The organism is Streptomyces sp. NPDC101490, from assembly GCF_044767145.1.
GTDB lineage: Bacteria > Actinomycetota > Actinomycetes > Streptomycetales > Streptomycetaceae > Streptomyces.
The window spans coordinates 124959-151017 of sequence record NZ_JBIWNI010000011.1 but is presented as its reverse complement, the minus strand read 5'-3'; the positions used below and the strand labels follow the sequence as shown (position 1 = coordinate 151017).

24 protein-coding genes, 1 tRNA gene and 2 pseudogenes are annotated in these 26059 nt (G+C 70.4%); 22 read left to right on the top strand and 5 right to left on the bottom strand.

The features are described 5' to 3' along the window. Positions 1-102: 102 nt before the first annotated feature. From ACIRQY_RS21345 to ACIRQY_RS21330, 4 genes and pseudogenes are all read right to left on the bottom strand, one after another. Positions 103-393, bottom strand: a complete 291-nt coding sequence (locus tag ACIRQY_RS21345; protein ID WP_403927945.1) for a hypothetical protein — start codon at positions 391-393, stop codon at positions 103-105. A 203-nt stretch (positions 394-596) separates the two neighbouring features. Beyond that, complete coding sequence (locus ACIRQY_RS21340) at positions 597-1001, bottom strand: hypothetical protein (protein ID WP_403927942.1); 405 nt, start codon at positions 999-1001, stop codon at positions 597-599. 331 nt (positions 1002-1332) lie between these two features. Then, positions 1333-1551: pseudogene (locus ACIRQY_RS21335) on the bottom strand (DNA-binding protein); the annotation flags it as partial. 17 nt (positions 1552-1568) lie between these two features. Beyond that, positions 1569-1733 (bottom strand): annotated as a pseudogene (locus tag ACIRQY_RS21330) (CopG family transcriptional regulator); the annotation flags it as partial. Between the two features lie 184 nt (positions 1734-1917). Here ACIRQY_RS21330 and ACIRQY_RS21325 point away from each other — a divergent pair. Beyond that, a complete protein-coding gene (locus ACIRQY_RS21325) occupies positions 1918-3075 on the top strand; it encodes a site-specific integrase (protein WP_403927940.1) in 1158 nt (385 codons plus the stop codon). A gap of 409 nt (positions 3076-3484) precedes the next feature. On the opposite strand, the gene ACIRQY_RS21320 is transcribed toward ACIRQY_RS21325, so the two are convergent. Then, positions 3485-3556, bottom strand: a tRNA-Arg gene (locus ACIRQY_RS21320). Positions 3557-3667: 111 nt separating this feature from the next. On the opposite strand from ACIRQY_RS21320, the gene ACIRQY_RS21315 reads away from it, so the two are divergent. The 21 genes from ACIRQY_RS21315 to atpA all read left to right on the top strand — a co-directional run bounded on the left by ACIRQY_RS21315 (position 3668) and on the right by atpA (position 26040). Then, entirely contained in the window at positions 3668-4177 is a 510-nt protein-coding gene (locus tag ACIRQY_RS21315) for a response regulator (RefSeq protein ID WP_351781945.1), read from the top strand. An 87-nt stretch (positions 4178-4264) separates the two neighbouring features. Then, a complete protein-coding gene (gene nrtL, locus ACIRQY_RS21310; RefSeq protein WP_403927937.1) occupies positions 4265-5290 on the top strand; it encodes an ArgS-related anticodon-binding protein NrtL in 1026 nt (341 codons plus the stop codon). 11 nt (positions 5291-5301) lie between these two features. Then, positions 5302-6693 carry a diaminopimelate decarboxylase gene (lysA, locus tag ACIRQY_RS21305; RefSeq protein ID WP_403927934.1) on the top strand — a complete coding sequence of 464 codons (1392 nt, stop codon included), beginning with the start codon at positions 5302-5304 and terminating at the stop codon, positions 6691-6693. Positions 6694-6839: 146 nt separating this feature from the next. After that, positions 6840-8138 carry a homoserine dehydrogenase gene (locus ACIRQY_RS21300; RefSeq protein WP_366442346.1) on the top strand — a complete coding sequence of 433 codons (1299 nt, stop codon included), beginning with the start codon at positions 6840-6842 and terminating at the stop codon, positions 8136-8138. 6 nt (positions 8139-8144) lie between these two features. Continuing rightward, the gene (thrC, locus tag ACIRQY_RS21295; protein WP_403927931.1) at positions 8145-9215 is read left to right on the top strand and encodes a threonine synthase; all 1071 of its coding nucleotides are present in this window, start codon (positions 8145-8147) and stop codon (positions 9213-9215) included. Positions 9216-9500: 285 nt separating this feature from the next. After that, a complete protein-coding gene (gene thrB, locus ACIRQY_RS21290; protein ID WP_351781957.1) occupies positions 9501-10418 on the top strand; it encodes a homoserine kinase in 918 nt (305 codons plus the stop codon). 421 nt (positions 10419-10839) lie between these two features. Then, positions 10840-12933 (top strand): transcription termination factor Rho, encoded by a 2094-nt coding sequence (gene rho / locus ACIRQY_RS21285; protein WP_403927928.1) that lies wholly within the window; start codon positions 10840-10842, stop codon positions 12931-12933. 205 nt (positions 12934-13138) lie between these two features. Next, on the top strand, positions 13139-14236 hold the full coding sequence (locus ACIRQY_RS21280; RefSeq protein ID WP_403927925.1) for an LCP family protein: 1098 nt from the start codon (positions 13139-13141) through the stop codon (positions 14234-14236). A gap of 209 nt (positions 14237-14445) precedes the next feature. Beyond that, entirely contained in the window at positions 14446-14670 is a 225-nt protein-coding gene (gene rpmE / locus ACIRQY_RS21275; protein WP_351781967.1) for a 50S ribosomal protein L31, read from the top strand. A 97-nt stretch (positions 14671-14767) separates the two neighbouring features. Continuing rightward, positions 14768-15844 (top strand): peptide chain release factor 1, encoded by a 1077-nt coding sequence (gene prfA / locus ACIRQY_RS21270; RefSeq protein WP_351781970.1) that lies wholly within the window; start codon positions 14768-14770, stop codon positions 15842-15844. Positions 15845-15892: 48 nt separating this feature from the next. Beyond that, positions 15893-16738: a peptide chain release factor N(5)-glutamine methyltransferase gene (prmC, locus tag ACIRQY_RS21265; RefSeq protein WP_266896675.1), complete on the top strand. Its 846-nt coding sequence runs from the start codon at positions 15893-15895 to the stop codon at positions 16736-16738. A gap of 40 nt (positions 16739-16778) precedes the next feature. Then, positions 16779-17426, top strand: coding sequence for an L-threonylcarbamoyladenylate synthase (locus tag ACIRQY_RS21260; RefSeq protein ID WP_351781975.1), 648 nt, complete (start codon positions 16779-16781; stop codon positions 17424-17426). Beyond that, on the top strand, positions 17423-18070 hold the full coding sequence (locus tag ACIRQY_RS21255; RefSeq protein ID WP_351781978.1) for a protein-tyrosine-phosphatase: 648 nt from the start codon (positions 17423-17425) through the stop codon (positions 18068-18070). The genes ACIRQY_RS21260 and ACIRQY_RS21255 overlap by 4 nt, the downstream gene beginning before the upstream one ends. A 124-nt stretch (positions 18071-18194) precedes the next feature. Next, positions 18195-19442, top strand: a complete 1248-nt coding sequence (glyA, locus tag ACIRQY_RS21250; protein WP_403927919.1) for a serine hydroxymethyltransferase — start codon at positions 18195-18197, stop codon at positions 19440-19442. A gap of 118 nt (positions 19443-19560) precedes the next feature. Next, a complete protein-coding gene (locus tag ACIRQY_RS21245; RefSeq protein ID WP_351781984.1) occupies positions 19561-20877 on the top strand; it encodes an MraY family glycosyltransferase in 1317 nt (438 codons plus the stop codon). A gap of 264 nt (positions 20878-21141) precedes the next feature. Next, positions 21142-21555 (top strand): hypothetical protein, encoded by a 414-nt coding sequence (locus ACIRQY_RS21240; protein ID WP_351781987.1) that lies wholly within the window; start codon positions 21142-21144, stop codon positions 21553-21555. Between the two features lie 222 nt (positions 21556-21777). After that, a complete protein-coding gene (gene atpB / locus ACIRQY_RS21235; protein ID WP_351781990.1) occupies positions 21778-22587 on the top strand; it encodes a F0F1 ATP synthase subunit A in 810 nt (269 codons plus the stop codon). A gap of 93 nt (positions 22588-22680) precedes the next feature. Continuing rightward, complete coding sequence (gene atpE / locus ACIRQY_RS21230) at positions 22681-22914, top strand: ATP synthase F0 subunit C (protein ID WP_010474382.1); 234 nt, start codon at positions 22681-22683, stop codon at positions 22912-22914. Positions 22915-22952: 38 nt separating this feature from the next. Continuing rightward, positions 22953-23498 (top strand): F0F1 ATP synthase subunit B, encoded by a 546-nt coding sequence (locus ACIRQY_RS21225; RefSeq protein WP_351781993.1) that lies wholly within the window; start codon positions 22953-22955, stop codon positions 23496-23498. Further along, positions 23495-24310, top strand: a complete 816-nt coding sequence (locus ACIRQY_RS21220) for a F0F1 ATP synthase subunit delta (protein WP_351781996.1) — start codon at positions 23495-23497, stop codon at positions 24308-24310. Before ACIRQY_RS21225 ends, ACIRQY_RS21220 begins: the two co-directional genes overlap by 4 nt. Positions 24311-24441: 131 nt before the next feature. Beyond that, complete coding sequence (atpA, locus tag ACIRQY_RS21215; protein ID WP_351781999.1) at positions 24442-26040, top strand: F0F1 ATP synthase subunit alpha; 1599 nt, start codon at positions 24442-24444, stop codon at positions 26038-26040. Positions 26041-26059: the final 19 nt, after the last annotated feature.

The following is a 26059-nucleotide window of genomic DNA, read 5'->3' as shown; positions in this document are numbered from 1 at the left end:
GGCGATGCAGACGGGTCCGGAGTGGTCTGATGTACCGGACGGCCGCGTCCGGCCGACGGCGCACACAGCTTGTCGGCAAGTTTACGGCGGCCGTCCGGAAGATCAGCCAGATCGGTCAGATTCGCGCAGGTACGCACTGATGACCGAGGGGTAGGGGCGCAGGAGCGGCTGGAGCTCGCGCCGCAGGAATCCGGCGTCCGCGTCGGGGAGCGGGAGCGCGGCCCTGCGCATGCGGACGCTCCAGTGGCGGGGGTCGGGGAAGACCTCCAACTGGGAGACCAGATCGGCGAGCACCACGCCCTCACGGTGGGGTGCCAGGCCGTGAACGCGCAGCGTGCAGCCCGATGCGAACCGCCGTTCGCCGAACGAGACGGGCTCGAGAAGGGGCGTCACCTCGGAGGTGACCGTGGCGAGCCCCATTACCCGGCCGCGGTCTTTGGACGGGCTCCGGAAGCACCCCCGCGTCGTGTAGGGGAGGACTTCGTCACCCTTGCCCGGAACGGAGCCGACGCGCCCTTCGGGAAAGGCCATGCGCTGGTTCTCAAGCACCCAGCCCAGGGGTTCACGGTCGCTGATGATGATCAGGTGTGTCGCCATCAGGCCTGGCCCCGCGCCTGCTCGCGGATGTCCTGCAGCCGAACTTCGGGCCGCTCCTTGAGGACGTACTTGCCGTAGCCGTTGATCTCGGTGCCGGTCTGAGCCTTGAGCGCCGGGGACGGCTTGGAGAAGGCGCGGCCGTCCTCGATCTCGATCCACCCGTCGGCCGTCACGATCGCCTCGTGGGTCAGGCCTCGGCGAGGCTGGTGGTGGACGAGCACGTCTCCGGCCTTGAGTAGTCCTGCCTCGATGAGGGGGGCCAGATCCCCGGGGCGCCGTTCCGCGGCAGGGGCACTGTCATCGAGGAGGAGACGCCGAAGAACATCATTGGGTGTATCCACGAGAGGCTCACCGTGGCTTTGCAGGAACGCGAACACTTCGTCGTCGATGCTGATGGGGCGCATGGGCATTCGTACCTCCAGTCAAACTCTAGACTTTGGCTGCCTCCGAGTCTGCCAGATTTAAAGTTTTCCCGCAATGTGTCTTGGTCCGATCCGTCAGTGTGGGCTGGGGGCGCCGCGAGAGTGGGACAGATTCAGGCCATGTGGAACGAAACCGGCGCGATGCGGCTTGGTCCTGCACAGGAGACTCCGGACGGCGCTGCCGCTTACGGCAGTGCTCTACCTGTTCCCACTTCTGTGGATGGTCCCGGCCGACTTGGGGCGTGACCTTGGCGGTATTCGCGGTGGTGACCCCGTCGAGCGCCGGTTTCGGCGGCTCTCTGGCACCGGGATCGATCGGCTCGGTGATCGGTTCGACGACCGGGCGGGAGAGGGCCCACTCCGGGGCGGGCCGGCTGATCCGGGGGCGGACCGCTTCGGCAGGGGTAGCCGCAGAGGTGATCACGCGTAGGTCGTCGGTGCGGGCCAGTGCGAGTTGGCCGGTGACCGCGCGGTCGCGCAGGACGGCTTTGGCGAGCCCTTCGCTGTCGAGGGGGATGGTGCAGCCGGGGATGGCGGGGGAGCGGGTCGCGCGGCGCTCGCTCCGTGCTGGTTCTGTTCGCGCAGGGCCTGGGCGAGTTGGTCGCGCAGGGACTGGATCTCCTCCTCCGCGACGGGTCCGTGCTCGGCTTCGGCGACGGTGATGAGTTCGTTGAGGTTGTTGCGTTCGATCTGGCGGGCCACGGCCACGGCCACGGCCGCGTTGGCGGACGGGCCGCTGCGGGCCTTGGCGGCCTACCTCCCACGCTCCCGGTGCAGGGTTTCCGGTTGGCAGGCGGCCGCAGGTGCTGCGTTGCCCTGGAGAGAGGCGGTGGGTGCCATGCGGAATTCGGCAGGTGGGGTACGAGGTACTCCCAGGAAGGGGCGTGGGCCGAGGGCGGTGGTTGCCGCACCGTCCCGCCGGGGGCGCGCGGCGGGGGACGGGGCGGATGTCAGAGCGCTTGTCGACGAGATCGGGTCCTCGTTGGTTCGGGCGCTCAAGGAAGCCGCCGCTGATGGCTTCGGCCGGGTGGGGAATGAGCGGGCTCTGGCTCTCGGCTGGTACGCCTTCTCGCTCGAATATATGGAGGCGCGTTGGGTGCAGGTCGCGGCGAAGACCCGGAGTGAGACCAGCGATGCTCTGTGCTCGATCACCGAGGTCATGCTCCGAAGGATGCGAGGCCGGCCGGATGGCGAGTTGTTGCGGCGGGCGTTGCGAAACTGGGCGTTTGTGGTGCCCCGTCTCGATGTGCGCAAGGTGCCCACAGAGGTGCGGCTTGCCCTGGGCTGGGTCGCCCGGGCCTCACTCCCTCTGGACGACCTGCTGGACCCAGCTGTGATGCGCGGTGTGCTGCAGGCCCTCAGGCTGAAGAGGGATGGCACGGTCGCGGCTGCCGAGACGCAGCGGCGCAAGCGGATGACGTTCGTGAACGCGGTGCGGTACGCGATCGAGCTAGGTCAGCTCCGCGCCGATCCACTGGCCAACATCAGCTGGCGCATCACCGAAACCGTTCAGCAGGTCGATCCCCGGGTGGTCGTCAATCCCGTGCAGGCCCGGAACCTGCTCTGTGCGGTCTCCTACGTCGGTGGTTACGGGCGGGCGCGGGGGCGGAGGCTGGTCGGCCTCTTCGCCGGGATGTACTACGGGGGGCTGCGGCCGGCCGAAGCCGTTGCGGTTACGTTGCCGGACTGCGAACTGCCGACAGAGGGGTGGGGCAGCGTGGTCCTTCATGCCGCCCGCCCCTCCGTAGGCAAGAAGTGGACCGACAGCGGACAGAATCACGACCTGCGCGGCCTGAAGAGTCGACCGCCGGGAGCCACGCGTACGGTGCCACTCCCGCACGAACTCGTCAGCCTGTGGCGGGAGAGCGTCGACACCTTCGGCACCGCGGACGACGGGCGGCTGTTCTTCAACGAGAAGGGCGGCATCGTGGGATCCACCACCTACGACCGTGCCTGGCACGAGGCCCGCGAACTCGCTCTTTCGCCGGGCCTGGTGGGATCCCCCTCGCCGCCCGCCCCTACGACCTGCGGCACTCGGCGCTGTCCACCTGGCTGAACGCCGGCGTCGATCCCACCGAAGTCGCCGAACGGGCTGGGAACAGCGTAGAGGTCCTCATGACCCGGTATGCGAAGTGCCTTTATGGGCGCCAGGCCCTCGCGAACAAACGCATCGACGCGCTTCTGGACGAGTACAACTGAGGGGCCATCATGACTCCCATGGAGGATCAGGCGGTCCGCGTAGACCCTTTGCGTCCCACGCATGTCCCGCGCGAGCGGTTTTACGCGGTCGGGGACGCCCGATCCCGTCGACGTGGCGAGGTAAAACCACAGGTCAGGGACGTGTGAGGGGCGAGCTAATAGAAAGCGCAACGGGCATACAGGACGTGTGTCTTTTGGTATGAAAAAAGAAAGCCTCTGACTTGCATTTCTGCAGGTCAGAGGCTTCTCTGGCACTTCTCGCGAAGTGCCCCCGGCAGGATTCGAACCTGCGCACACGGCTCCGGAGGCCGTTGCTCTATCCCCTGAGCTACGGGGGCGTCTGCCCTGTTCTGCGGCGACGGGTTGAACCCTACCAGCTCACGGGGAGTGGCTGTGAACAGGTATTTCCGGGGCGTCATCAGGGGGTCGGTCGCCCGCACGGGGCAGAAGTGGGCAAAACCCGGACGCGGTCCGTCGGGGCGGCCTACTCTCGTCGTGTGTCAGGCGTGTCCGGTCGGGTGCTCGTTGTCGACGACAACAAGGTGATCCGGCAGTTGATCAGGGTCAATCTCGAACTTGAGGGGTTCGAGGTCGTGACCGCGGCCGACGGTGCCGAGTGTCTGGACGTCGTGCACCGGGTCCGTCCCGATGTCGTCACCCTCGACGTCGTCATGCCCCGCCTGGACGGCATCAGGACCGCCGAGCGCCTCCGCGCCGACCCCCGCACCCGGCATCTGCCGGTCGCCCTCATCAGCGCCTGCGGGGAGCACGAGGTCCCCGGTGTCGACGCCTTCCTCGCCAAGCCGTTCGAGCCCGTGGAGCTCGTCCGGGTCGTCCGCCAGCTGATGCACCGCGAGCGGCGCGACCGGCCCGGGACCACCGGGACCGACGGGGGAGAGGAGCCCGCCGCGGCCGGAGACCGCTGCCAGTACCCCCGGCCCCAGGACCTCCTCCAGTAGGACGGGCCCGGGAGCACGGACCGCCCGGTGTCCCGTATGGCGAAACCGGTTCGCGTTCCGACCCCCCTCCTCCCCTAGGCTTGACCCGTGACCCCCGCGGACCTCTCCCTCACCGTGCTGCACGCCGTGCGCCGTGCGGTCGACGACGGTGCGCTGCGGGTCGACGTACCCCCCGGAGTGAAGGTCGAGCGCGCCCGGCCCGGTGGAGCGGGGGAGTACGCCAGCAACATCGCCCTCACCCTCGCCCGGCCCGCCGGACGCACCGCCCTCGACGTCGCCGGGATCCTGCGCGACCGGCTCCAGGACGCCCCCGGCGTCCGGGCCGTGGAGATCACCGGGCCCGGCTTCCTGAACTTCAGCCTCCGCACCGACGCCGCCGGTGACCTCGTCCGCGCGGTCCGCGCCGCCGGAGCCGCGTACGGGCACGGCACCGCCCTCGCCGGGACCGCCGTCCGGTTCGCCGAGCCCACCGAGCCGCGCGCCGCCCTCGTCACCGGGACCGTCGTACGGCTGCTCCGCGCCCAGGGCGCCGACGCCGGGCTCGGCGGCACCGAGCGGATCCACGTGGTGCCCGGCGCGTACGACCCGGACGCCCTCGGCACCGACGCCGCCCGCTGGGCGCTGCTCCGCGCCGCGCCCCAGGACCGGCCGCTCGACGGGCCGCCGCTCCTCGTCCAGCACGAACGCAACGGGCTCTTCAAGGTCCGGTACGCGTACTCCCGGGCCCGGCGGCTGCTCGTCAACGGCGCACAGCTCGGCGTCCACCCCTCGTACGAAGGCGGCCTCCACCCCTCGTACGAAGGCGACGCCTCCCCCGGCCACGGCGGCGGCGACGCCTCCCCCGGCATCGAGGCGCCCGCGCTCCTGGACCACCTCGGCGACCACCCCGCCGTCCTCCTCGCCGCCGCCCGCCACCGCGCCCCCGATCGGGTCGCCCGGCACCTGGAGGGCACCGCCGACGCGCTGCTCGCCTTCCAGCACACCGTCCTGCCGCTCGGCGACGAGAAACCCTCGGCCGCCCACCGTTCCCGGCTCGCGCTCGCCGAAGCCGCCGGGACGGTGCTCGCCGGTGGCCTCTCCGCGCTCGGCATCAGCGCACCCGATCGGATCTGAAAGAGCCAGCCATGAGCCGTTCCGCCCACCCCGCGGGCCCCCGTCACGCCGATGTCCTCCCCGAGGGCCACTACACGGCGCCGCCCGCCGACCTCAACGCCCTCGACCCCAAGGTGTGGTCCCGGACGGTCGACCGGGACGAGCGGGGGATCGCCACCGTCGGCGGCCTGCGGGTGACCGACCTCGCCGAGGAGTTCGGGACCCCCGCCTACTTCCTCGACGAGACCGACTTCCGGGCCCGCTGCCGCGCCTGGTCCGAGGCCTTCGGCCCGGACGCCGACGTGTTCTACGCCGGGAAGGCGTTCCTCTCCCGGGCCGTCGTCCGCTGGCTGCACGAGGAGGGCCTCAACCTCGACGTCTGCTCCGGCGGTGAACTGGCCACCGCGCTCTCCGCCGGAATGCCCGCCGAACGCATCGCCTTCCACGGCAACAACAAGAGCGAGGACGAGATCCGCACGGCCGTCGGCGCCGGGGTGGGACGCATCGTCCTCGACTCCTTCCAGGAGATCGCGCGCGTCGCCCACATCGCGCAGTCCCTCGGCAGGCGCCAGCCGGTGCAGATCCGGGTGACCGTCGGCGTCGAGGCGCACACGCACGAGTTCATCGCGACCGCGCACGAGGACCAGAAGTTCGGCATCGCGCTCGCCGGGGGACAGGCCGCCGAGGCGGTCCGCCGGGCACTGAAGCTCGACGGGCTCGAACTGACCGGCATCCACTCCCACATCGGCTCGCAGATCTTCGACATGGCGGGCTTCGAGGTCTCCGCGCGCCGCGTCGTCGGCCTGCTCGCCGAGATCCGCGACGAGCACGGGGTGGAACTGCCCGAGATCGACCTGGGCGGCGGCCTCGGCATCGCGTACACCTCCGAGGACGACCCGCGCGAGCCGCACGAGATCGCCAAGGCGCTCGGCGAGATCGTGACGCGCGAGTGCGAGGCCGCCGGGCTGCGCACCCCCCGGATCTCCGTCGAGCCCGGCCGCGCGATCGTCGGCCCGACGGCCTTCACGCTCTACCGGGTCGGCACGATCAAGCCGCTCGAAGGGCTGCGCACGTACGTGAGCGTCGACGGCGGCATGTCGGACAACATCCGCACCGCCCTCTACGACGCCGAGTACAGCGTCGCCCTGGTCTCGCGGACCAGCGACGCCGCGCCGATGCTCTCGCGGGTCGTCGGCAAGCACTGCGAGAGCGGTGACATCGTCGTACGGGACGCGTTCCTCCCCGCCGACCTGGCCCCCGGCGACCTGCTCGCGGTGCCCGCCACCGGCGCGTACTGCCGCTCCATGGCCAGCAACTACAACCACGCGCTCCGGCCCCCCGTGGTCGCCGTCCGGGACGGCGAGGCACGGGTCGTCGTGCGGCGCGAGACGGAGGAAGATCTCCTGCGTCTCGACGTCGGATGATGAAATAGTCGAGTGATGAAATAGATGTCTCAGGATCCGGACGAGGGGCGGAAACCCCCGTCCGGTGAGTGAGACTGGTTCCACCGTAGAGAGCCGTGGCGACACGGCCGCAGGGATACGAAGCAGGACGGGAAAGAGGTCGGATGATGCGTACGCGTCCGCTGAAGGTGGCGCTGCTGGGCTGTGGAGTGGTCGGCTCAGAGGTGGCGCGCATCATGACGACGCACGCCGACGACCTCGCCGCGCGCATCGGCGCGCCGGTCGAGCTCGCCGGCGTGGCGGTCCGCCGCCCCGACAAGGTCCGCGGCGGGGTCCCCGCCGAGCTGATCACCACCGACGCGACCGCCCTGGTGAAACGCGGCGACATCGACGTCGTCATCGAGGTCATCGGCGGGATCGAACCGGCCCGCACCCTCATCACCACCGCCTTCGAGCACGGCTCCTCCGTCGTGTCCGCGAACAAGGCGCTGCTCGCCCAGGACGGCGCGACGCTGTACGCCGCCGCCGAGAAGAACGGCCAGGACCTCTACTACGAGGCCGCCGTCGCGGGCGCCATCCCCCTGATCCGCCCGCTGCGCGAGTCCCTCGCCGGGGACAAGATCAACCGGGTGATGGGCATCGTCAACGGCACGACGAACTTCATCCTCGACAAGATGGACACCTCGGGCGCGGGCTACTCCGAGGCGCTCGACGAGGCCACCGCCCTCGGGTACGCCGAGGCCGACCCGACCGCCGACGTCGAGGGCTTCGACGCCGCGGCCAAGGCCGCCATCCTCGCCGGGATCGCCTTCCACACACGCGTGCGCCTCGACGACGTCTACCGCGAGGGCATGACCGAGGTCACCGCCGCCGACTTCGCCTCCGCCCGGCGGATGGGCTGCACCATCAAGCTGCTCGCCATCTGCGAGCGGGCCGCCGACGGCGGCTCCGTCACCGCGCGCGTGCACCCCGCGATGATCCCGCTCAGCCACCCGCTCGCCTCCGTCCGCGAGGCGTACAACGCGGTCTTCGTCGAGGCGGAGGCCGCCGGGCAGCTCATGTTCTACGGCCCCGGCGCCGGTGGCGCCCCGACGGCCTCGGCCGTCCTCGGCGACCTCGTCGCCGTGTGCCGCAACAAGCTCAACGAGGCCAACGGCCCCGGCGAGTCCGCGTACACCCAGCTGCCCGTGAGCTCCATGGGCGAGGTCGTGACGCGGTACCACATCAGCCTCGACGTGGCCGACAAGCCGGGCGTCCTCGCCCAGGTCGCGACGGTCTTCGCCGAGCACGGCGTATCCATCGATACGGTGCGCCAGCAGGGACGCCAGGACGGAGGCGGCGGGGCATCGCTCGTCGTCGTCACCCACCGCGCGCCCGACGCCGCCCTCTCGGGGACGGTCGAGGCGCTGCGCAAGCTCGACACCGTGCGCGGTGTCGCCAGCATCATGCGTGTTGAAGGGGAGTAAGGACCCATGACCCACAAGGGCACCCACCAGTGGCGCGGCATCATCGAGGAGTACCGGGACCGTCTTCCGGTCACGGACACGACGCCGGTCGTCACGCTCCGTGAGGGCGGTACGCCGCTCGTACCCGCTCAGGTCCTCTCCGAGCGCACGGGCTGCGAGGTGCACCTCAAGGTCGAGGGCGCCAACCCCACCGGCTCCTTCAAGGACCGGGGCATGACCATGGCCATCACCCGGGCCAAGGAGGAGGGCGCGCGGGCCGTCATCTGCGCCTCCACCGGCAACACCTCCGCGTCCGCCGCGGCCTACGCGGTGCGCGCCGGGATGGTCTCGGCCGTCCTGGTGCCGCAGGGCAAGATCGCGCTCGGCAAGATGGGCCAGGCCCTCGTGCACGGCGCGAAGATCCTCCAGGTGGACGGCAACTTCGACGACTGCCTGACGCTGGCCAGGACCCTCTCCGAGAACTACCCGGTGGCGCTGGTCAATTCGGTCAACCCGGTCCGCATCGAGGGCCAGAAGACCGCCGCCTTCGAGATCGTGGACATGCTCGGCGACGCGCCCGACATCCACGTCCTGCCGGTGGGCAACGCCGGAAACATCACGGCGTACTGGAAGGGGTACCGCGAGTACGCCGAGGACGGTCTCGCGACGCGCCGTCCCCGCATGTGGGGCTTCCAGGCCTCCGGCTCCGCCCCGCTGGTGCGCGGCGAGGTCGTCAAGGACCCGTCTACGATCGCCACCGCGATCCGCATCGGCAACCCGGCCTCGTGGGACTACGCGATCGCCGCACGCGACGAGTCGGGCGGCTTCATCGACGAGGTGACGGACCGTGAGATCCTGCGCGCCTACCGCCTGTTGGCCGCGCAGGAGGGCGTGTTCGTCGAGCCCGCCTCGGCCGCGTCGGTCGCCGGTCTGCTGAAGGCCGCCGAGCAGGGCAAGGTCGACCCCGGTCAGCGGATCGTCTGCACCGTCACCGGCAATGGCCTGAAGGACCCGGACTGGGCCGTCGCGGGCGCCCCGCAGCCGGTGACCGTGCCGGTGGACGCGGCCGCTGCGGCCGAGCGCCTCGGTCTGGCCTGATCCACCCCCTCCCAGGGGAAAACCGCTGATCGAAACCCGATCAGGAACGTACATAGGCGCACAGGTTGGCACGCGACACGCATCGTGCGCCTCCTGTGCGCCCTATGTCGCGGCAGAACCTTCCTTCGGTAGGCTGTACCGGACCCGCCCCGCCGCATATGCGCGGTGTCGTTGCCGTTGTCGCCTCCGTGGCCGAAACGGCCCCCGGGTTTCCCGAGTACTTCCCGCCGACGTACCCGCTGTTCCAGAACCCCCGTTGCCGCAGTCAAGGAGAGTCATCGACCGATGGCCGGTCCCGCGTTCCGCGCCGCCGCCGTACGGGTGCGCGTCCCCGCCACCAGTGCCAATCTCGGTCCGGGCTTCGACGCCTTCGGCCTGTCGCTGGGCCTCTACGACGACGTCGTCGTCCGTGTCGCCGACTCCGGGTTGCACGTCGACATCGCCGGCGAGGGCGCCGGGACGCTCCCGCGCGACGAGAGCCACCTGCTCGTACGTTCCCTGCGCACGGCCTTCGACCTGCTCGGCGGACAGCCGCGCGGCCTGGAGGTCGTCTGCGCCAACCGCATCCCGCACGGCCGGGGCCTCGGCTCCTCCTCCGCCGCCATCTGCGCGGGCATCATCGCCGCCCGCGCTGTGACCATAGGCGGGGACACCCGTCTCGACGAGACGGCCCTGCTGGAACTGGCCACCGAGATCGAGGGCCACCCCGACAACGTCGCCGCCTGTCTGCTCGGCGGCTTCACCCTCGCCTGGACCGAGTCCGGCGCCGCGCGGGCGATCAGGATGGATCCCTCGGATTCCATCGTTCCGGTGGTCTTCGTCCCCGGGAAGCCGGTGCTGACCGAGACCGCCCGGGGACTCCTGCCGCGCACCGTCCCGCACGTCGACGCCGCCGCCAACGCCGGACGCGCCGCCCTCCTCGTCGAGGCCCTGACCCGCCGCCCCGAGCTGCTGCTCACGGCCACCGAGGACCGGCTGCACCAGGAGTACCGGGCCCCGGCGATGCCGGAGAGCATCGCCCTGGTGAACCGGCTGCGCGCGGACGGCGTCCCCGCGGTCATCTCCGGCGCGGGCCCCACGGTCCTCGCGCTGGCCGAGCACGGGACGGCCGACAAGGTCGCCCGACTGGCGGGCGACGGCTGGGCCGCGAACCGGCTCGACCTCGACGCCTCCGGAGCGAGCGTCCTGCCGCTGGCGCCCTGAGAACGCGCGACGGCCGGACGCCGGGCGGCGTCCGGCCCGGAGATTGCCGGTGACGGAGAGGGGGAATGTTTGTTGGAGCCGGTAGTGTTAACCTCATGTCTGCACCCGACCTCTTTGTGGAGCGGTGCGGAGTGTCCCTATCAGGGACCACCATTCTTCCGGGAGCCTCCCCAACTGCCTGAGCAGCCTGCCTGAGCAGTTTCGAGCACGCTCCGGAACCGGCACGACACCCCTCGCTCTTCTTCGCGTGAGGGCCGAGCAGGGGGCGCTCGGGCCGGACCCACAGCACGTTTTCTCTCTTCCGCCGTACCCGGCGGGACCATCGCCCCGGACACGGTCCACCGAAATGCGGGACCGCTCCGGACAGCACAACCGGTCGCCGAGCCAGAAGGCCGACGTCCGCTCCAGGGAAGGACCCTTCGTGAGCGACACCACCGATCTGATGGGCGTGACTGCCGACAGCACTGTCGACACCACCGCGCCCGCCGCAGGTGCTGCCACCAGCACCGCACGGCGCCGCCGCTCCGGCACCGGCCTCGACGGGATGGTCCTGGCCGAGCTGCAGCAGGTCGCGTCCGGCCTCGGGATCAGGGGCACCGCGCGGATGCGCAAGAGCCAGCTGATCGAGGTCATCAAGGAGGCCCAGGCGGGCAGTGGCTCCGCCGCGCCCGCCAAGGCGGCCGACACGGCCGAGACCAAGCCGAAGCGCCGCGCCGCCACCAAGACCCGTACGGCCGACACGGCGGCCGAGACCGCCGCTCCGCAGCCGGAGAAGGCCGAGAAGGCCGTCGCCCAGCAGCAGATCGACATCCCGGGGCAGCCCGCCGGCACCTCCCGGGACTCCGCGGCCGACGAGCAGCCCACGGGCGAGCGCCGTCGCCGCCGCGCCACCGCCCCCGCCGGTTCGCCGGAGGGCGAGAAGGCCGAGGCGGCGCAGGCCGTGAAGACAGAGACCCGCACCGAGGCCAAGGCCGAGGCGGGCGCCGACACCAAGGCCGAGGCCGCCGTGGACGGCGCCGAGGGCCGTGGCCGCCGGGACCGTGGCGAGCGGGGTGAGCGCGGCGAGCGCCGTGACCGCCGTGACCGTCAGCGCGACCGGGCCAAGGGCGACGAGCAGCAGGGCGCCGGCCAGGGCGGCCAGCGCCAGCGCCAGGGCCAGGGCGGCGGCCAGGGGCAGGGCCAGAGCAGCGGCCAGGGCCAGCAGGTCCAGAGCCAGGGCCAGGGCGGCGGCCAGGGCCAGCAGGGCGGCCAGCAGGCCCTGCAGGACGACTACGACGACGAGGGCGGCCGTCGTGGCCGCCGGGGCCGTTACCGCGACCGCCGCGGGCGTCGTGGGCGTGACGACTTCCAGGCCGGCGAGCCGCAGGTCGCCGACGACGACGTCCTGATCCCCGTCGCGGGCATCCTGGACATCCTCGACAACTACGCGTTCATCCGGACCTCGGGCTACCTGCCCGGCCCGAACGACGTGTACGTCTCCCTCGCCCAGGTCCGCAAGAACGGCCTGCGCAAGGGCGACCACGTCACCGGTGCCGTGCGCCAGCCGAAGGACGGCGAGCGCCGCGAGAAGTTCAACGCGCTCGTCCGCCTGGACTCGGCGAACGGCATGGCGGCCGACTCCGGCCGGGGCCGTCCCGAGTTCAACAAGCTGACCCCGCTCTACCCGCAGGACCGGCTCCGTCTGGAGACCGACCCGGGTGTGCTGACCACGCGGATCATCGACCTCGTGTCGCCGATCGGCAAGGGCCAGCGCGGTCTGATCGTGGCCCCGCCGAAGACCGGCAAGACCATGATCATGCAGGCCATCGCCAACGCGATCACCCAGAACAACCCCGAGTGCCACCTGATGGTCGTCCTGGTCGACGAGCGTCCGGAAGAGGTCACCGACATGCAGCGGTCGGTCAAGGGCGAGGTCATCTCCTCGACCTTCGACCGTCCGGCCGAGGACCACACCACCGTCGCCGAGCTGGCCATCGAGCGCGCCAAGCGCCTCGTGGAGCTGGGTCACGACGTGGTCGTCCTGCTCGACTCCATCACCCGTCTGGGCCGCGCGTACAACCTCGCGGCGCCCGCCTCCGGCCGCATCCTGTCCGGTGGTGTCGACTCGACCGCGCTCTACCCGCCGAAGCGGTTCTTCGGCGCGGCGCGCAACATCGAGGACGGCGGCTCGCTGACCATCCTGGCCACCGCGCTGGTCGACACCGGCTCGCGCATGGACGAGGTGATCTTCGAGGAGTTCAAGGGCACCGGCAACATGGAGCTCAAGCTCGACCGGAAGCTCGCCGACAAGCGCATCTTCCCGGCCGTCGACGTCGACGCCTCGGGCACGCGCAAGGAGGAGATCCTCCTCGGCAGCGACGAGCTGGCCGTCACCTGGAAGCTGCGCCGCGTGCTGCACGCGCTCGACCAGCAGCAGGCGATCGAGCTGCTGATCGACAAGCTCAAGCAGACCAAGTCGAACGGCGAGTTCCTGCTCCAGATCCAGAAGACCACGCCGGGCGGCAACAACGACTGAGGCGAGAGCCTCGTCACACTCCGGAAACCGGGCCCCGGGCCCGTAACCCGGTCGTGACCTGCGTGAACCACCGCTCCCACCGTGTCCGCACGGTGGGAGCGGTGCTGTTTCCGGGCGAAGACCGCCCAAACCTGACAGGTTCCCGTGCAACCCTTTCGGCCGCATCACCGTCACACATGGTGAACCGAAGGCCCGAGGGAAGACGATGAGCGAGCAGAGCAAGAGCGGCCGAATAGGCGGTGCGGGCGGCGGACGACGCCGCAGACCGCGCACCCGACGGCGCCGCGGGACCACGATCCTGCTGTCCGCGCTCGCCACCGCGCTCGTCCTCGGCGGCGCCGGAGCCGGATACGTCTACCTCAAGCTCGACGGCAACATCAAGGCCGTCGACATCAACGCCAGACTGGGCACCGACCGCCCCCGCAACGTCGACGACGGCTCCCTCGACATCCTCGTCCTCGGCTCCGACTCCCGCTCCGGCGACAACGGCGCCTACGGCAAGGACGAGGGCGGCGCCCGCTCCGACACCGCGATGGTCGTCCACGTCTACGAGGGCCACAAGAAGGCCAGCGTGGTCTCGATCCCCCGCGACACCCTCGTCGACCGGCCCGCCTGCACCGACGACCGGGGTGCCGCCGTCCCCGCCGAGCACCGGGCCATGTTCAACACCGCCTACGAGGTCGGCGGCCCCGCCTGCGCCGTCAAGACCGTCGAGGCCCTGTCCGGCATCCGCATGGACCACTACGTCGAGGTCGACTTCACCGGCTTCCGCAAGCTCATCGACGAACTCGGCGGTGTGGAGATCACCACCACCCGGCCCATCAAGGACACCAAGAGCCACCTCGACCTCGCCCCCGGCACGCACACCCTCGACGGCGAGCAGTCCCTCGGCCTGGTCCGCACCCGCAAGAGCGTCGGCGACGGCAGCGACCTCGGCCGCATCCAGCTCCAGCAGGCCTTCATGAAGGCCTTCATCGAACAGGTCAGGAGCGTCGGCGTGTTCACCAGCCCGAAGAAGCTCCTCGACCTCGCCGACACCGCCACCAAGGCCATCACCCCCGACTCCGAACTCGACTCCGTCCAGGAACTCGTGGCCTTCGCCAAGGGCCTCTCCGGCATCAGCGCGGGAAACGTCCACATGGTCACCCTGCCCGTCGAGTACGACCCCCGGGACCCCAACCGCGTCGTCCCCCTCGAAGCCCAGTCACGGCAGGTCTGGACGGCCCTGAGGAAGGACCTCCCGATCCCCGCCTCGGCCACGAAGGACTCCGCCACCGGACAGGCCGACGGCATCGTGAAGTGACCCGGGCCCCCGACGGGACCCCGGACGTCCCCCGAGGGGCCCCGGACCGGCCCCGGGAGACCCCCGGGGACCCTTGGGGGAATACCTCCGGCCCGACCCCGGTTTGGGGAGATGCGGCCGGTCCTGGCAGACTGGTACGTCGGCCCCGGTTCACGTGTGCCGCAATCCGCGGCGGCGACCCGGAGCCCTCCCGGAACATAGGAGACACCTTGAAGCGCGAGATCCACCCCGAGTACGTCGAGACCCAGGTCAGCTGCACCTGTGGCGCGTCGTTCACCACCCGGAGCACCCTGACCGAGGGCACCATCCGTGCCGAGGTCTGCTCCGAGTGCCACCCGTTCTACACGGGCAAGCAGAAGATCCTCGACACCGGCGGCCGCGTCGCCCGCTTCGAGGCCCGCTTCGGCAAGGCCGCCGGCTCCGCCAGCAAGTAGCGAGCCCCTGCGCCGGTCCTCGGTCGCCCCGCGCGGGTGGCCGGGACCGGCGCTTTGGCGTCCCCGTAGCAACTGACGAAAAAACCAGGAGCCCCCGATGTTCGAGGCGGTCGAGGAACTGGTCGGCGAGCACGCCGGCCTTGAGACGAAGCTCGCGGACCCCTCCGTCCACGCCGACCAGGCGAACGCGCGCAAGCTCAACAAGCGCTACGCCGAGCTGACCCCGATCGTCGCCGCGTACCGGTCCTGGAAGCAGACCGGCGACGACATCGAGACCGCCCGCGAGCTGGCACACGACGACCCCGACTTCGCCGCCGAGGTCAAGCAGCTGGAGAAGGACCGCGAGCAGCTCACCGAGAAGCTGCGCCTGCTCCTCGTCCCGCGCGACCCCAGCGACGACAAGGACGTCATCCTGGAGATCAAGGCCGGAGCGGGCGGCGACGAGTCCGCGCTCTTCGCCGGCGACCTGCTCCGCATGTACCTCCGGTACGCCGAGCGCGTCGGCTGGAAGACCGAGATCATCGACGCCACCGAGTCCGAGCTGGGCGGCTACAAGGACGTCCAGGTCGCCGTGAAGACCAAGGGCGGCAACGGCGCCACCGAGCCCGGGCAGGGCGTCTGGGCGCGCCTCAAGTACGAGGGCGGGGTGCACCGCGTGCAGCGCGTGCCCGCGACCGAGTCCGCCGGTCGCATCCACACCTCCGCCGCGGGCGTGCTCGTCACCCCCGAGGCCGAGGAGGTCGAGGTCGAGGTCCACGCCAACGACCTGCGCATCGACGTCTACCGCTCGTCCGGTCCCGGCGGCCAGTCGGTCAACACCACCGACTCCGCCGTCCGCATCACCCACCTGCCGACCGGCATCGTCGCCTCCTGCCAGAACGAGAAGAGCCAGCTCCAGAACAAGGAGCAGGCCATGCGCATCCTGCGGTCCCGGCTGCTCGCCGCCGCGCAGGAGGAGGCCGAGTCCAAGGCCGCCGACGCCCGCCGCAGCCAGGTCCGCACCGTCGACCGGTCCGAGAAGATCCGTACGTACAACTTCCCCGAGAACCGGATCTCCGACCACCGCGTCGGCTTCAAGGCCTACAACCTGGACCAGGTGCTCGACGGCGAACTGGACCCCATGATCCAGGCCTGCGTCGACGCCGACTCGGCCGCCAAGCTCGCCGCGGCGTGAACCCGGCGCCCGTCCCGTAAGCCCCACCCCGCACCACGGAGGACCAGCGTGAACCTGCTGCTTGCCGAGGTGGCCCAGGCCACCCAGCGGCTGGCCGACGCCGGCGTTCCCTCACCGCGTTTCGACGCCGAGGAGCTCGCCGCGTTCGTGCACGGCGTCAAGCGGGGGGAGCTGCACAACGTCAAGGACGCCGACTTCGACGCCCGCTACTGGGAGACGGTCGCCCGCCGGGAGGCCCGCGAACCGCTCCAGCACATCACCGGACGGGCGTTCTTCCGCTACCTGGAGCTCCAGGTCGGGCCCGGCGTCTTCGTGCCCCGGCCGGAGACCGAGTCGGTCGTCGGCTGGGCCATAGACGCCGTGCGCGCCATGGACGTCGTCGAACCCCTCATCGTCGACCTGTGCACCGGCTCCGGGGCCATCGCCCTCGCCATGGCGCAGGAGGTGCCCCGGTCCCGCGTGCACGCCGTCGAACTCTCCGACGACGCGCTCGTGTGGACCCGGAAGAACGCCGAGGGCTCCCGCGTCACCGTCCACCAGGGCAACGCGCTGACCGCCCTCCCGGAGCTGGACGGCCAGGTCGACCTGGTCATCTCCAACCCGCCGTACATCCCCCTCACCGAGTGGGAGTACGTGGCTCCGGAGGCCCGCGACCACGACCCGGAGATGGCCCTCTTCTCCGGCGAGGACGGTCTCGACACCATCCGGGGCATCGAGCGCACCGCCCACCGGCTGCTCCGCCCCGGTGGTCTCGTCGTCATCGAGCACGCCGACACGCAGGGCGGCCAGGTGCCGTGGATCTTCAACGAGGAAGCGGGCTGGGCCGACGCGGCCGACCACCCGGACCTCAACAACCGGCCGCGCTTCGCGACCGCCCGCAAGGCAATGCCATGACCGCGACGACGAACCACGCGAACGAGGAGACCGGGGACTGATGGCACGGCGATACGACTGCAACGAGGCCACCGACCGTGTGACCGGCCTGCGCGAAGCCGCGTCCGCCGTCCGCCGGGGCGAGCTGGTCGTGCTGCCCACCGACACCGTGTACGGGATCGGCGCGGACGCCTTCAGCAGCGAGGCGGTGGCCGACCTGCTCGCCGCCAAGGGCCGTGGCCGCAACATGCCCACGCCCGTCCTCATCGGCTCCCCGAACACGCTCCACGGCCTCGTCACGGACTTCTCGGAGCAGGCCTGGGAGCTGGTCGACGCCTTCTGGCCCGGCGCCCTCACCCTGGTCGCCAAGCACCAGCCGTCCCTCCAGTGGGACCTCGGCGACACCCGGGGCACCGTCGCCATCCGGATGCCCCTGCACCCCGTGGCCATCGAGCTGCTCACCGAGTTCGGCCCGATGGCCGTCTCCTCGGCGAACCTCACCGGATACCCCTCGCCCGAGGACTGCGACGCGGCGCAGGGGATGCTCGGCGACTCCGTGTCCGTCTACCTCGACGGCGGGCCGACGCCCGGGATCGTCCCCTCGTCCATCGTCGACGTCACCGGCCGGGTCCCGGTGCTGCTGCGCGAGGGAGCGCTGTCGCCGGAGGAGCTCCGGAAGGTCGTACCCGACCTCGAGGTGGCCAGTTGACCGCCCCTGAGGGGCGTGGCATAGCGGGGCACGAAGACAGCGACACCTTCCGCATCCTCCACGTCAGCACCGGCAACGTCTGCCGCTCGCCGATCACCGAGCGGCTGACCCGGCACGCCCTGAGCGACCGCCTCGGCGATCCGCTGGGCGGCGGGCTGATCGTGGAGAGCGCGGGCACCTGGGGCCACGAGGGCGCCCCGATGGAGGCCAACGCGGAACTGGTCCTCGCAGACTTCGGCGCGGACTACAGCGGTTTCGTGGGGCGCGAGCTCCTCGACGAGCACGTCATCCGCGCCGACCTCGTCCTGACGGCGACCCGGGACCACCGGGCGCAGGTCATCTCCATGGGCCACTCGGCGGGCCTGCGCACCTTCACGCTGAAGGAGTTCACCCGCCTGGTCCGCGCGATCGACCCGGCCACGCTCCCGGACGCCCGCGACGAGGGCATGGTCGAACGCGCGCGTTCCCTGGTCCGCGCGGCGGCGGCGCTGCGCGGCTGGCTCCTGGCCCCCTCGGTGGACGCGGACGAGGTCACCGACCCGTACGGCGCCCCCATCACCTTCTTCCGCTCGATCGGCGACGAGATCAACCAGGCCCTGGACCCGGTGGTCACGGCCCTGACGGGCGTCCGGGCACGGGACTGACGCCCGCCCGGGTACGGCCCTGACGGACGTACGGGTACGGCCCTGACGGGCCCTGACGGGCGCCCTCCGGCCGGCCGGACGCGCTCGCCGGGCGGGGGTGCCCCGGCGTGCCTACATTGGGGACATGCCGGTCACCGCGCCCCCCGACGAGGAACTCGACGTCCTGCGCAGACAGGATCCGCAGATCGCCGACGTGCTCTTCGGCGAGGTGCGGCGGCAGGCCGAGGACCTCCAGCTGATCGCGGCGGAGAACTTCACCTCGCCCGCGGTCCTCGCCGCCCTCGGCTCCGCCCTCGCCAACAAGTACGCCGAGGGCTATCCGGGCGCCCGTCACCACGGCGGCTGCGAGTACGCCGACGCCGCCGAGTGGATCGCCGTGGAACGGGCCACCGCGCTCTTCGGAGCCGCCCACGCGAACGTCCAGTCCCACTCGGGCTCAGCGGCCGTCCTGGCCGCGTACGCGGCCCTTCTCAGGCCCGGTGACACCGTCCTGGCCATGGGCCTCGAACACGGCGGGCACCTCACCCACGGCTCCCCGGCGAACTTCTCCGGCCGCTGGTTCGACTTCGTCCCCTACGGGACCGACCCCGAGACCGGACGCGTCGACCTGGAACAGGTCGCCGCGCTCGCCCGCCACCACCGCCCCAAGGCGATCGTGTGCGGCTCGATCTCGTACCCCCGCCACCTCGACCACGCCGTCTTCCGCGAGATCGCCGACGAGGTCGGCGCCTACCTGATCGTGGACGCGGCCCATCCGATCGGCCTGGTCGCCGGGGGAGCGGCGCCGAACCCGGTGCCGTACGCCGACGTCGTCTGCGCGACCACCCACAAGGTGCTGCGCGGCCCGCGCGGCGGCATGATCCTGTGCGGCGAGGAACTCGCGGGGCGGATCGACCGCGCGGTGTTCCCGTTCACCCAGGGCGGCGCCCAGATGCACACGATCGCGGCGAAGGCGGTGGCCTTCGGCGAGGCGGCCGCCCCGGCGTTCACCGCGTACGCCCACCGGGTGGTCGAGAACGCCCGGGTGCTCGCCGCCGCCCTCGCCGCCGAGGGCTTCGCACTGACGACCGGCGGCACCGACACCCATCTCGTCACCGCGGATCCCGGCCCCCTCGGCGCCGACGGGCGGACGGCCCGCGCCCGGCTCGCCGCCGCCGGGATCGTCCTCGACACCTGCGCCCTGCCGCACGGCGAGGCGCGCGGCCTCCGGCTGGGCACGGCGGCGGTGACGACACAGGGGATGGGCGCCCCGGAGATGGCCCGGATCGCCGCGCTGTTCACCGCGGCGCTGCGCGACGACCCGGCGGAGACGGCCCGGGTACGGGCGGAGGTACGGGTGCTGACCGGGCGTTTTCCCCCGTATGGACGCTGAGGGACGGGTGTGGAAAGTCCGCGTGCAACCGTTCGGGGACCCCGCGTGTCTCCAAGCACATGGAATGCACGGCTAGGGTGTGGGGCTGAGATGGCCAGCGATTCCTGTGGGGCAGCCCGTGCGTGATTACCTGCTGACGCTCTGTGTGACGGCCGCGGTGACCTATCTGCTCACCGGTCCGGTGCGCAAGTTCGCCATCGCGACCGGGGCGATGCCGGAGATCCGTGCCCGCGACGTACACCGAGAACCGACTCCGAGGCTCGGTGGCATCGCCATGTTCTTCGGACTGTGCGCCGGTCTGCTCGTCGCCGACCACCTGAAGAACCTGAGCAGCGTCTTCGAGCTGTCGAACGAGCCGCGCGCGCTGCTCTCCGGTGCCGCCCTGATCTGGCTGATCGGCGTCCTCGACGACAAGTTCGAGCTGGACGCGCTGATCAAGCTGGGCGCCCAGATGATCTCGGCGGGTGTGATGGTCGCGCAGGGTCTGACGATCCTGTGGCTGCCGATCCCGGGTGTCGGCGTGGTCTCGCTGACACCGGGACAGGGCACGCTCCTGACCGTGGCCCTGGTCGTCCTGACGATCAACGCGGTCAACTTCGTCGACGGTCTCGACGGTCTCGCCGCGGGCATGGTGTGCATCGCCGCCGCCGCGTTCTTCCTGTACGCGTACCGCCTCTGGTACGGCTACACGATCGAGGCCGCGGCCCCCGCGACGCTGTTCACCGTGATCCTCATGGGCATGTGCCTGGGCTTCCTGCCGCACAACATGCATCCGGCGCGGATCTTCATGGGTGACTCGGGCTCGATGCTGATCGGTCTGATCCTGGCGGCCTCCGCGATCTCGATCACCGGCCAGGTGGACCCGGACGCGCTGAAGATGTTCGAGGGCTCGACCCGGGAGGCGACCCACGCGGCGCTGCCCGTCTTCATCCCGCTGGTGCTGCCGCTGACGATCATCGCGATCCCGATGGCGGACCTGGTCCTGGCGATCGTGCGGCGCACCTGGAAGGGCCAGTCGCCGTTCGCGGCCGACCGGGGCCATCTGCACCACCGGCTCCTGGAGGTCGGGCACTCGCACAGCCGCGCGGTCCTGATCATGTACTTCTGGTCGGCGCTCATCGCCTTCGGGACGCTCGCCTACTCGGTGCACTCGGCGTCGATGTGGATCGTCCTGTGCGTGGTCGTGCTCAGCGCGATCGGCCTCGTCCTGCTGCTGCTGCCGCGCTTCACGCCGAGGGCGCCCCGCTGGGCGGAGTCCGTGGTGCCGCCGCGCTACCGCCGCCGCAAGCGGGTCCCGGCCGCCCGGGAGGCCCTTCCGGAGCCCGTGGTGGTCGAGGAGGAGCGCGTTCCGGTACCTGCGGGGCTCCACGGCTCGACGGCCATCGGCAACCGCGCGCGCTTCACCGATAGGCGGAAGGCCGGAACGCCGAGTTGACGAAGGCCGCGTACCCGGCCATTAGCAGACGAAGCGTCACGCTGTCGCGCACACACGCGCGCGCTCACTCTCATGTGTGACTGTTGGCACACCTTATGGGTAAAGACCTATTCAAATAGTTTGTGATACGGTTCACGAGACCCGGCGACAGTGCCGAAAGACCGTAGTGCGACGGTCTGTTGGCCCCGAGACCCACCTCGGACCGGGATTACGCTCGTCCATGACGACACCATCGCCCCCTCCATCACTTGCGGAGACACCGCCATGCCGTCCAACGACGTACGCACCCTGCTGCACACCGCCGTACCCACACTCGCCGTCGGCGCTCTCGCCACGGTGATCGCGGGTGTCGTCGGCGGCGGCAAGGGGGCGCTCGGCGCTGTCGCCGGCACCCTGGTCGTGGTCCTCTTCATGGGGATCGGGCTCGTGGTGCTCCAGCGGACGGCGCGGTCTCTGCCGCAGCTGTTCCAGGCCATGGGGCTCATGCTCTACGTGGCACAGCTGCTGCTGCTCTTCATCTTCCTGGCCTTGTTCAAGGACACGACACTGTTCGACTTCAAGGCCTTCGCCTTCACGCTCCTGGCGACAACCGTGGTGTGGGTCGCCGCGCAGGCGCGTGCGTACATGAAGGCCAAGATCATGTACATCGAGCCCGACAAGACGGGGCCGAAGTCGTGAAGGGTAGGGCCGGGATAAAGCCGCGTTCGGCTTCCTGCTATCGTCCGGTGCCAACTGCGGCACTGCGGGCGCGGGCATCCGAGACGCCTGTCCCAGCGCGAGGCTCGATGCCGAACCGCCGCCCCCTAATCCGTATGACCAGTCCAGTGCCGACCCGCGGCTGCGCGCCGCGCCGACACAACGAGGTTGCCGTACCTATGCGCCACGCTGAAGGAGCCCGCGGTGAGTGCTGACCAGACGCTTGCCTTCGACCCGGATTGCCACATCTTCACCGGATGTGGCTTCCCGGCGCCGGGCCTGCACACGTTCATGTACGAGCCCATGTTCTCCGTGGGTGGCTTCGACTTCTCCAAGCCGATGCTGCTCGCGATCCTGGGTTCGATCGTGGTCGTCGGGTTCTTCTGGGCCGCCTTCAACAAGCCCAAGCTGATCCCCGGCAAGATGCAGATGGTCGGCGAGGCCGGGTACGACTTCGTGCGCCGCGGCATCGTCTACGAGATCATCGGCAAGAAGGACGGCGAGAAGTACGTCCCGCTGATGGTGTCGCTGTTCTTCTTCGTGTGGATCCTCAACCTCTGGTCGATCATCCCGCTCGCCCAGTTCCCGGTCACCTCGCTGATCGCCTTCCCGGCGGCCCTCGCGCTGATCGTCTACGTCCTCTGGGTGTCGCTGACCTTCAAGAAGCACGGCTTCGTCGGCGGCTGGAAGAACATCGTCGGCTACGACAAGTCGCTCGGCCCGATCCTGCCCCTGGTCATGGTCCTCGAGTTCTTCTCGAACCTGGTGATCCGGCCCTTCACGCACGCGGTCCGACTGTTCGCGAACATGTTCGCCGGTCACCTGCTCATCGTGATGTTCGCGCTCGCCACCTACTACCTCCTGAACGGCCTCGGCTTCTTCTACGCCGGCGCCTCGTTCGTGATGGTCCTGGTGATGACGGCGTTCGAGCTCTTCATCCAGGCCGTCCAGGCGTACGTCTTCGTGCTCCTGGCCTGCAGCTACGTGCAGGGCGCGCTCGCCGAGCACCACTGAGTCCGGCCCCGACCGGCAGCAGCACCCCCCTTTACCAACAGTCGTCCGGTGGCCAACCCCCACCGGGTCCTTGAAAGAGAAGGAAGAACCGGCATGTCCGCTCTCGAGACTCTCGCCGCCGTCAACGGAAACGTCGCCTCCATCGGCTACGGCCTCGCGGCCATCGGCCCCGGCGTCGGCGTCGGCATCATCTTCGGTAACGGCACCCAGGCCCTCGCCCGCCAGCCCGAGGCTGCCGGCCTGATCCGCACCAACCAGATCATGGGTTTCGCCTTCTGTGAGGCGCTCGCCCTCATCGGCATCGTCATGGGCTTCGTCTACAAGTAAGCCGGACCGGCAGCCCCACATTTACGGAAGGCACTGATGTGAACGCTCTGCTTCTTGCGGCAGCGGCGGAGGAGCAGCCTCCGCTCATCCCGTACGTCGATGAGCTCGTCATCGGCCTGATCGCCTTCGTGATCGTCTTCGGCTTCCTCGCCAAGAAGCTCCTCCCGAACATCAACAAGGTTCTGGAGCAGCGCCGCGAGGCGATCGAGGGTGGCATCGAGAAGGCCGAGTCGGCCCAGATCGAGGCTCAGAGCGTGCTGGAGCAGTACAAGGCCCAGCTCGCCGAAGCCCGCCACGAGGCCGCGCGTCTTCGCCAGGAGGCGACGGAGCAGGGCACCGCGATCATCCAGGAGATGAAGGCGGAAGGCCAGCGCCAGCGCGAAGAGATCATCGCCGCCGGCCACGCCCAGATCGAGGCCGACCGCAAGTCCGCGTCCGCGTCGCTGCGCCAGGACGTGGGCAAGCTCGCCACCGATCTGGCCGGCAAGCTGGTCGGCGAGTCCCTGGAGGACTCCGCCCGCCAGAGCCGGACGATCGACCGCTTCCTCGACGAGCTCGAGGAGAAGGCCGAGGCCGTCCGATGAACGGAGCGAGCCGCGAGGCACTGTCCGCCGCACGCGAGTCCCTCGACGCGCTGACCGACAACACCTCGGTCGACGCCAAGAAGCTCGCGGACGAGCTGGCCGCCGTCACCGCGCTGCTCGACCGCGAGGTGTCGCTGCGCCGGGTCCTGACCGACCCCGCACAGCCGGGTGAGGCCAAGGCCGAGCTCGCGCAGCGACTCCTGGGCGGTCAGGTGGGCGGCGAGACCGCCGACCTGGTGTCGGGCGCCGTGCGTTCCCGCTGGTCGCGCTCGCGCGACCTGGTCGACGCGACCGAGGAACTGGCGAACATCGCCGACCTCACCGCGGCCCAGCGGGCGGGCGCCCTCGACGACGTCGAGGACGAGCTGTTCCGGTTCGGCCGGATCGTGTCCTCCAGCACCGAGCTGCGCTCGGCGCTGACGGACAAGGCCGCCACGGCCACCGCCAAGGGCGAGCTGCTCCGCAGCCTGCTCGGCGGAAAGGCCCACGCCACCACCGAGCGCCTGGTCGTCCGTCTGGTGACCCAGCCCCGGGGACGTAGCCTGGAAGCGGGACTCGAGTCCCTCTCCAAGCTCGCCGCGGCGCGCCGGAACCGGATGGTCGCCGTCGTCACCTCGGCGGTGCCGCTGTCGGACCAGCAGAAGCAGCGCCTCGGTGCCGTACTGGCCAAGCTGTACGGCCGCGACATGCACCTGAACCTGGACGTGGACCCCACGGTCCTCGGCGGGATCACGGTGCGCATCGGTGACGAGGTCATCAACGGCTCGATCTCGGAGCGCCTCGACGAGGCGACCCGTCGTCTGGCCGGCTGACGACAGCCAGCAGAACAACAGCATCACCAGCGGCCCGGTTGGGCCGTGCAGAAACTGCAGAAGATTCCTGGGGGTCGGCCCCCAGACCCCTTAAGAAACTTCGGGCCCAACAAGGAGAGCAGGGAACCCAGATGGCGGAGCTCACGATCCGGCCGGAGGAGATCCGGGACGCACTGGAGAACTTCGTCCAGTCGTACCAGCCGGACGCGGCCTCGCGCGAGGAGGTCGGCACGGTCAGCCTGGCCGGCGACGGCATCGCCAAGGTCGAGGGTCTTCCCTCGGCCATGGCGAGCGAGCTGCTGAAGTTCGAGGACGGCACCCTCGGCCTCGCGCTGAACCTCGAAGAGCGCGAGATCGGTGCGATCGTCCTCGGCGAGTTCAGCGGCATCGAGGAGGGACAGTCGGTGCAGCGCACCGGCGAGGTCCTCTCCGTCGGTGTCGGTGAGGGATACCTGGGTCGCGTCGTCGACCCGCTCGGCAACCCGATCGACGGTCTCGGCGAGATCGCGACCGAGGGCCGCCGCGCCCTCGAGCTGCAGGCCCCGGGCGTGATGGCCCGTAAGTCGGTGCACGAGCCGATGGAGACCGGTTACAAGGCCGTCGACGCCATGACCCCGGTCGGCCGTGGCCAGCGTCAGCTGGTCATCGGCGACCGCCAGACCGGCAAGACCGCTCTGTGCATCGACACGATCATCAACCAGCGCGACAACTGGCGCTCGGGCGACGTGAACAAGCAGGTCCGCTGCATCTACGTCGCCGTCGGCCAGAAGGGCTCCACCATCGCCTCGGTGCGTGGCGCGCTGGAAGAGGCGGGTGCGCTCGAGTACACGACGATCGTCGCCGCCCCGGCGTCCGACCCGGCCGGCTTCAAGTACCTGGCGCCGTACACCGGTTCCGCCATCGGCCAGCACTGGATGTACCAGGGCAAGCACGTCCTGATCGTCTTCGACGACCTGTCGAAGCAGGCCGACGCCTACCGCGCCGTGTCGCTGCTGCTGCGCCGCCCGCCGGGCCGTGAGGCCTACCCGGGTGACGTCTTCTACCTGCACTCGCGTCTGCTCGAGCGCTGCGCGAAGCTCTCGGACGAGCTGGGCGCCGGTTCGATGACGGGTCTGCCGATCGTCGAGACGAAGGCCAACGACGTCTCGGCGTTCATCCCGACCAACGTCATCTCCATCACCGACGGCCAGTGCTTCCTGGAGTCCGACCTGTTCAACGCCGGACAGCGTCCGGCCCTGAACGTCGGTATCTCGGTCTCCCGAGTCGGTGGCTCCGCCCAGCACCCGGCCATGAAGCAGATCGCCGGTCGCCTCCGTGTCGACCTCGCCCAGTTCCGTGAGCTGGAGGCCTTCGCGGCCTTCGGTTCCGACCTGGACGCGGCCTCGAAGGCGCAGCTGGAGCGCGGTCAGCGGATGGTCGAGCTGCTCAAGCAGGCTCAGTACCAGCCGATGCCCACGGAGAACCAGGTCGTCTCGGTCTGGGCCGGCACCACCGGCAAGATGGACGACGTCCCGGTCGCCGACATCCGTCGCTTCGAGGCGGAGCTGCTGACGCACCTGCGTCAGAAGCACTCCGGCCTGATGACCTCCATCCGTGAGGGCAAGAAGATGTCGGACGACACTCTGACGTCCGTCGCCGACGCCATCGCGGAGTTCAAGACGCAGTTCGAGACCTCTGACGGCAAGCTGCTCGGCGTGGACGCTCCCGCCGCCGTCAACGTCTCGAAGTGACGACGGAAGGGACCTGACT

Bases quoted from the DNA above. Each gene is read 5' to 3' on its own strand.
- ACIRQY_RS21280 (WP_403927925.1), top strand. From the start codon at position 13,139: ATGAGCGAGCAGAGCAAGAGCGGCCGAATAGGCGGTGCGGGCGGCGGA.
- thrB (WP_351781957.1), top strand. From the start codon at position 9,501: ATGGCCGGTCCCGCGTTCCGCGCCGCCGCCGTACGGGTGCGCGTCCCC.
- atpA (WP_351781999.1), top strand. From the start codon at position 24,442: ATGGCGGAGCTCACGATCCGGCCGGAGGAGATCCGGGACGCACTGGAG.
- ACIRQY_RS21300 (WP_366442346.1), top strand. From the start codon at position 6,840: ATGCGTACGCGTCCGCTGAAGGTGGCGCTGCTGGGCTGTGGAGTGGTC.
- thrC (WP_403927931.1), top strand. From the start codon at position 8,145: ATGACCCACAAGGGCACCCACCAGTGGCGCGGCATCATCGAGGAGTAC.
- ACIRQY_RS21260 (WP_351781975.1), top strand. From the start codon at position 16,779: ATGGCACGGCGATACGACTGCAACGAGGCCACCGACCGTGTGACCGGC.
- atpE (WP_010474382.1), top strand. From the start codon at position 22,681: ATGTCCGCTCTCGAGACTCTCGCCGCCGTCAACGGAAACGTCGCCTCC.
- glyA (WP_403927919.1), top strand. From the start codon at position 18,195: ATGCCGGTCACCGCGCCCCCCGACGAGGAACTCGACGTCCTGCGCAGA.
- prfA (WP_351781970.1), top strand. From the start codon at position 14,768: ATGTTCGAGGCGGTCGAGGAACTGGTCGGCGAGCACGCCGGCCTTGAG.
- ACIRQY_RS21340 (WP_403927942.1), bottom strand. From the start codon at position 1,001: ATGCGCCCCATCAGCATCGACGACGAAGTGTTCGCGTTCCTGCAAAGC.
- lysA (WP_403927934.1), top strand. From the start codon at position 5,302: ATGAGCCGTTCCGCCCACCCCGCGGGCCCCCGTCACGCCGATGTCCTC.
- ACIRQY_RS21240 (WP_351781987.1), top strand. From the start codon at position 21,142: ATGCCGTCCAACGACGTACGCACCCTGCTGCACACCGCCGTACCCACA.
- ACIRQY_RS21220 (WP_351781996.1), top strand. From the start codon at position 23,495: ATGAACGGAGCGAGCCGCGAGGCACTGTCCGCCGCACGCGAGTCCCTC.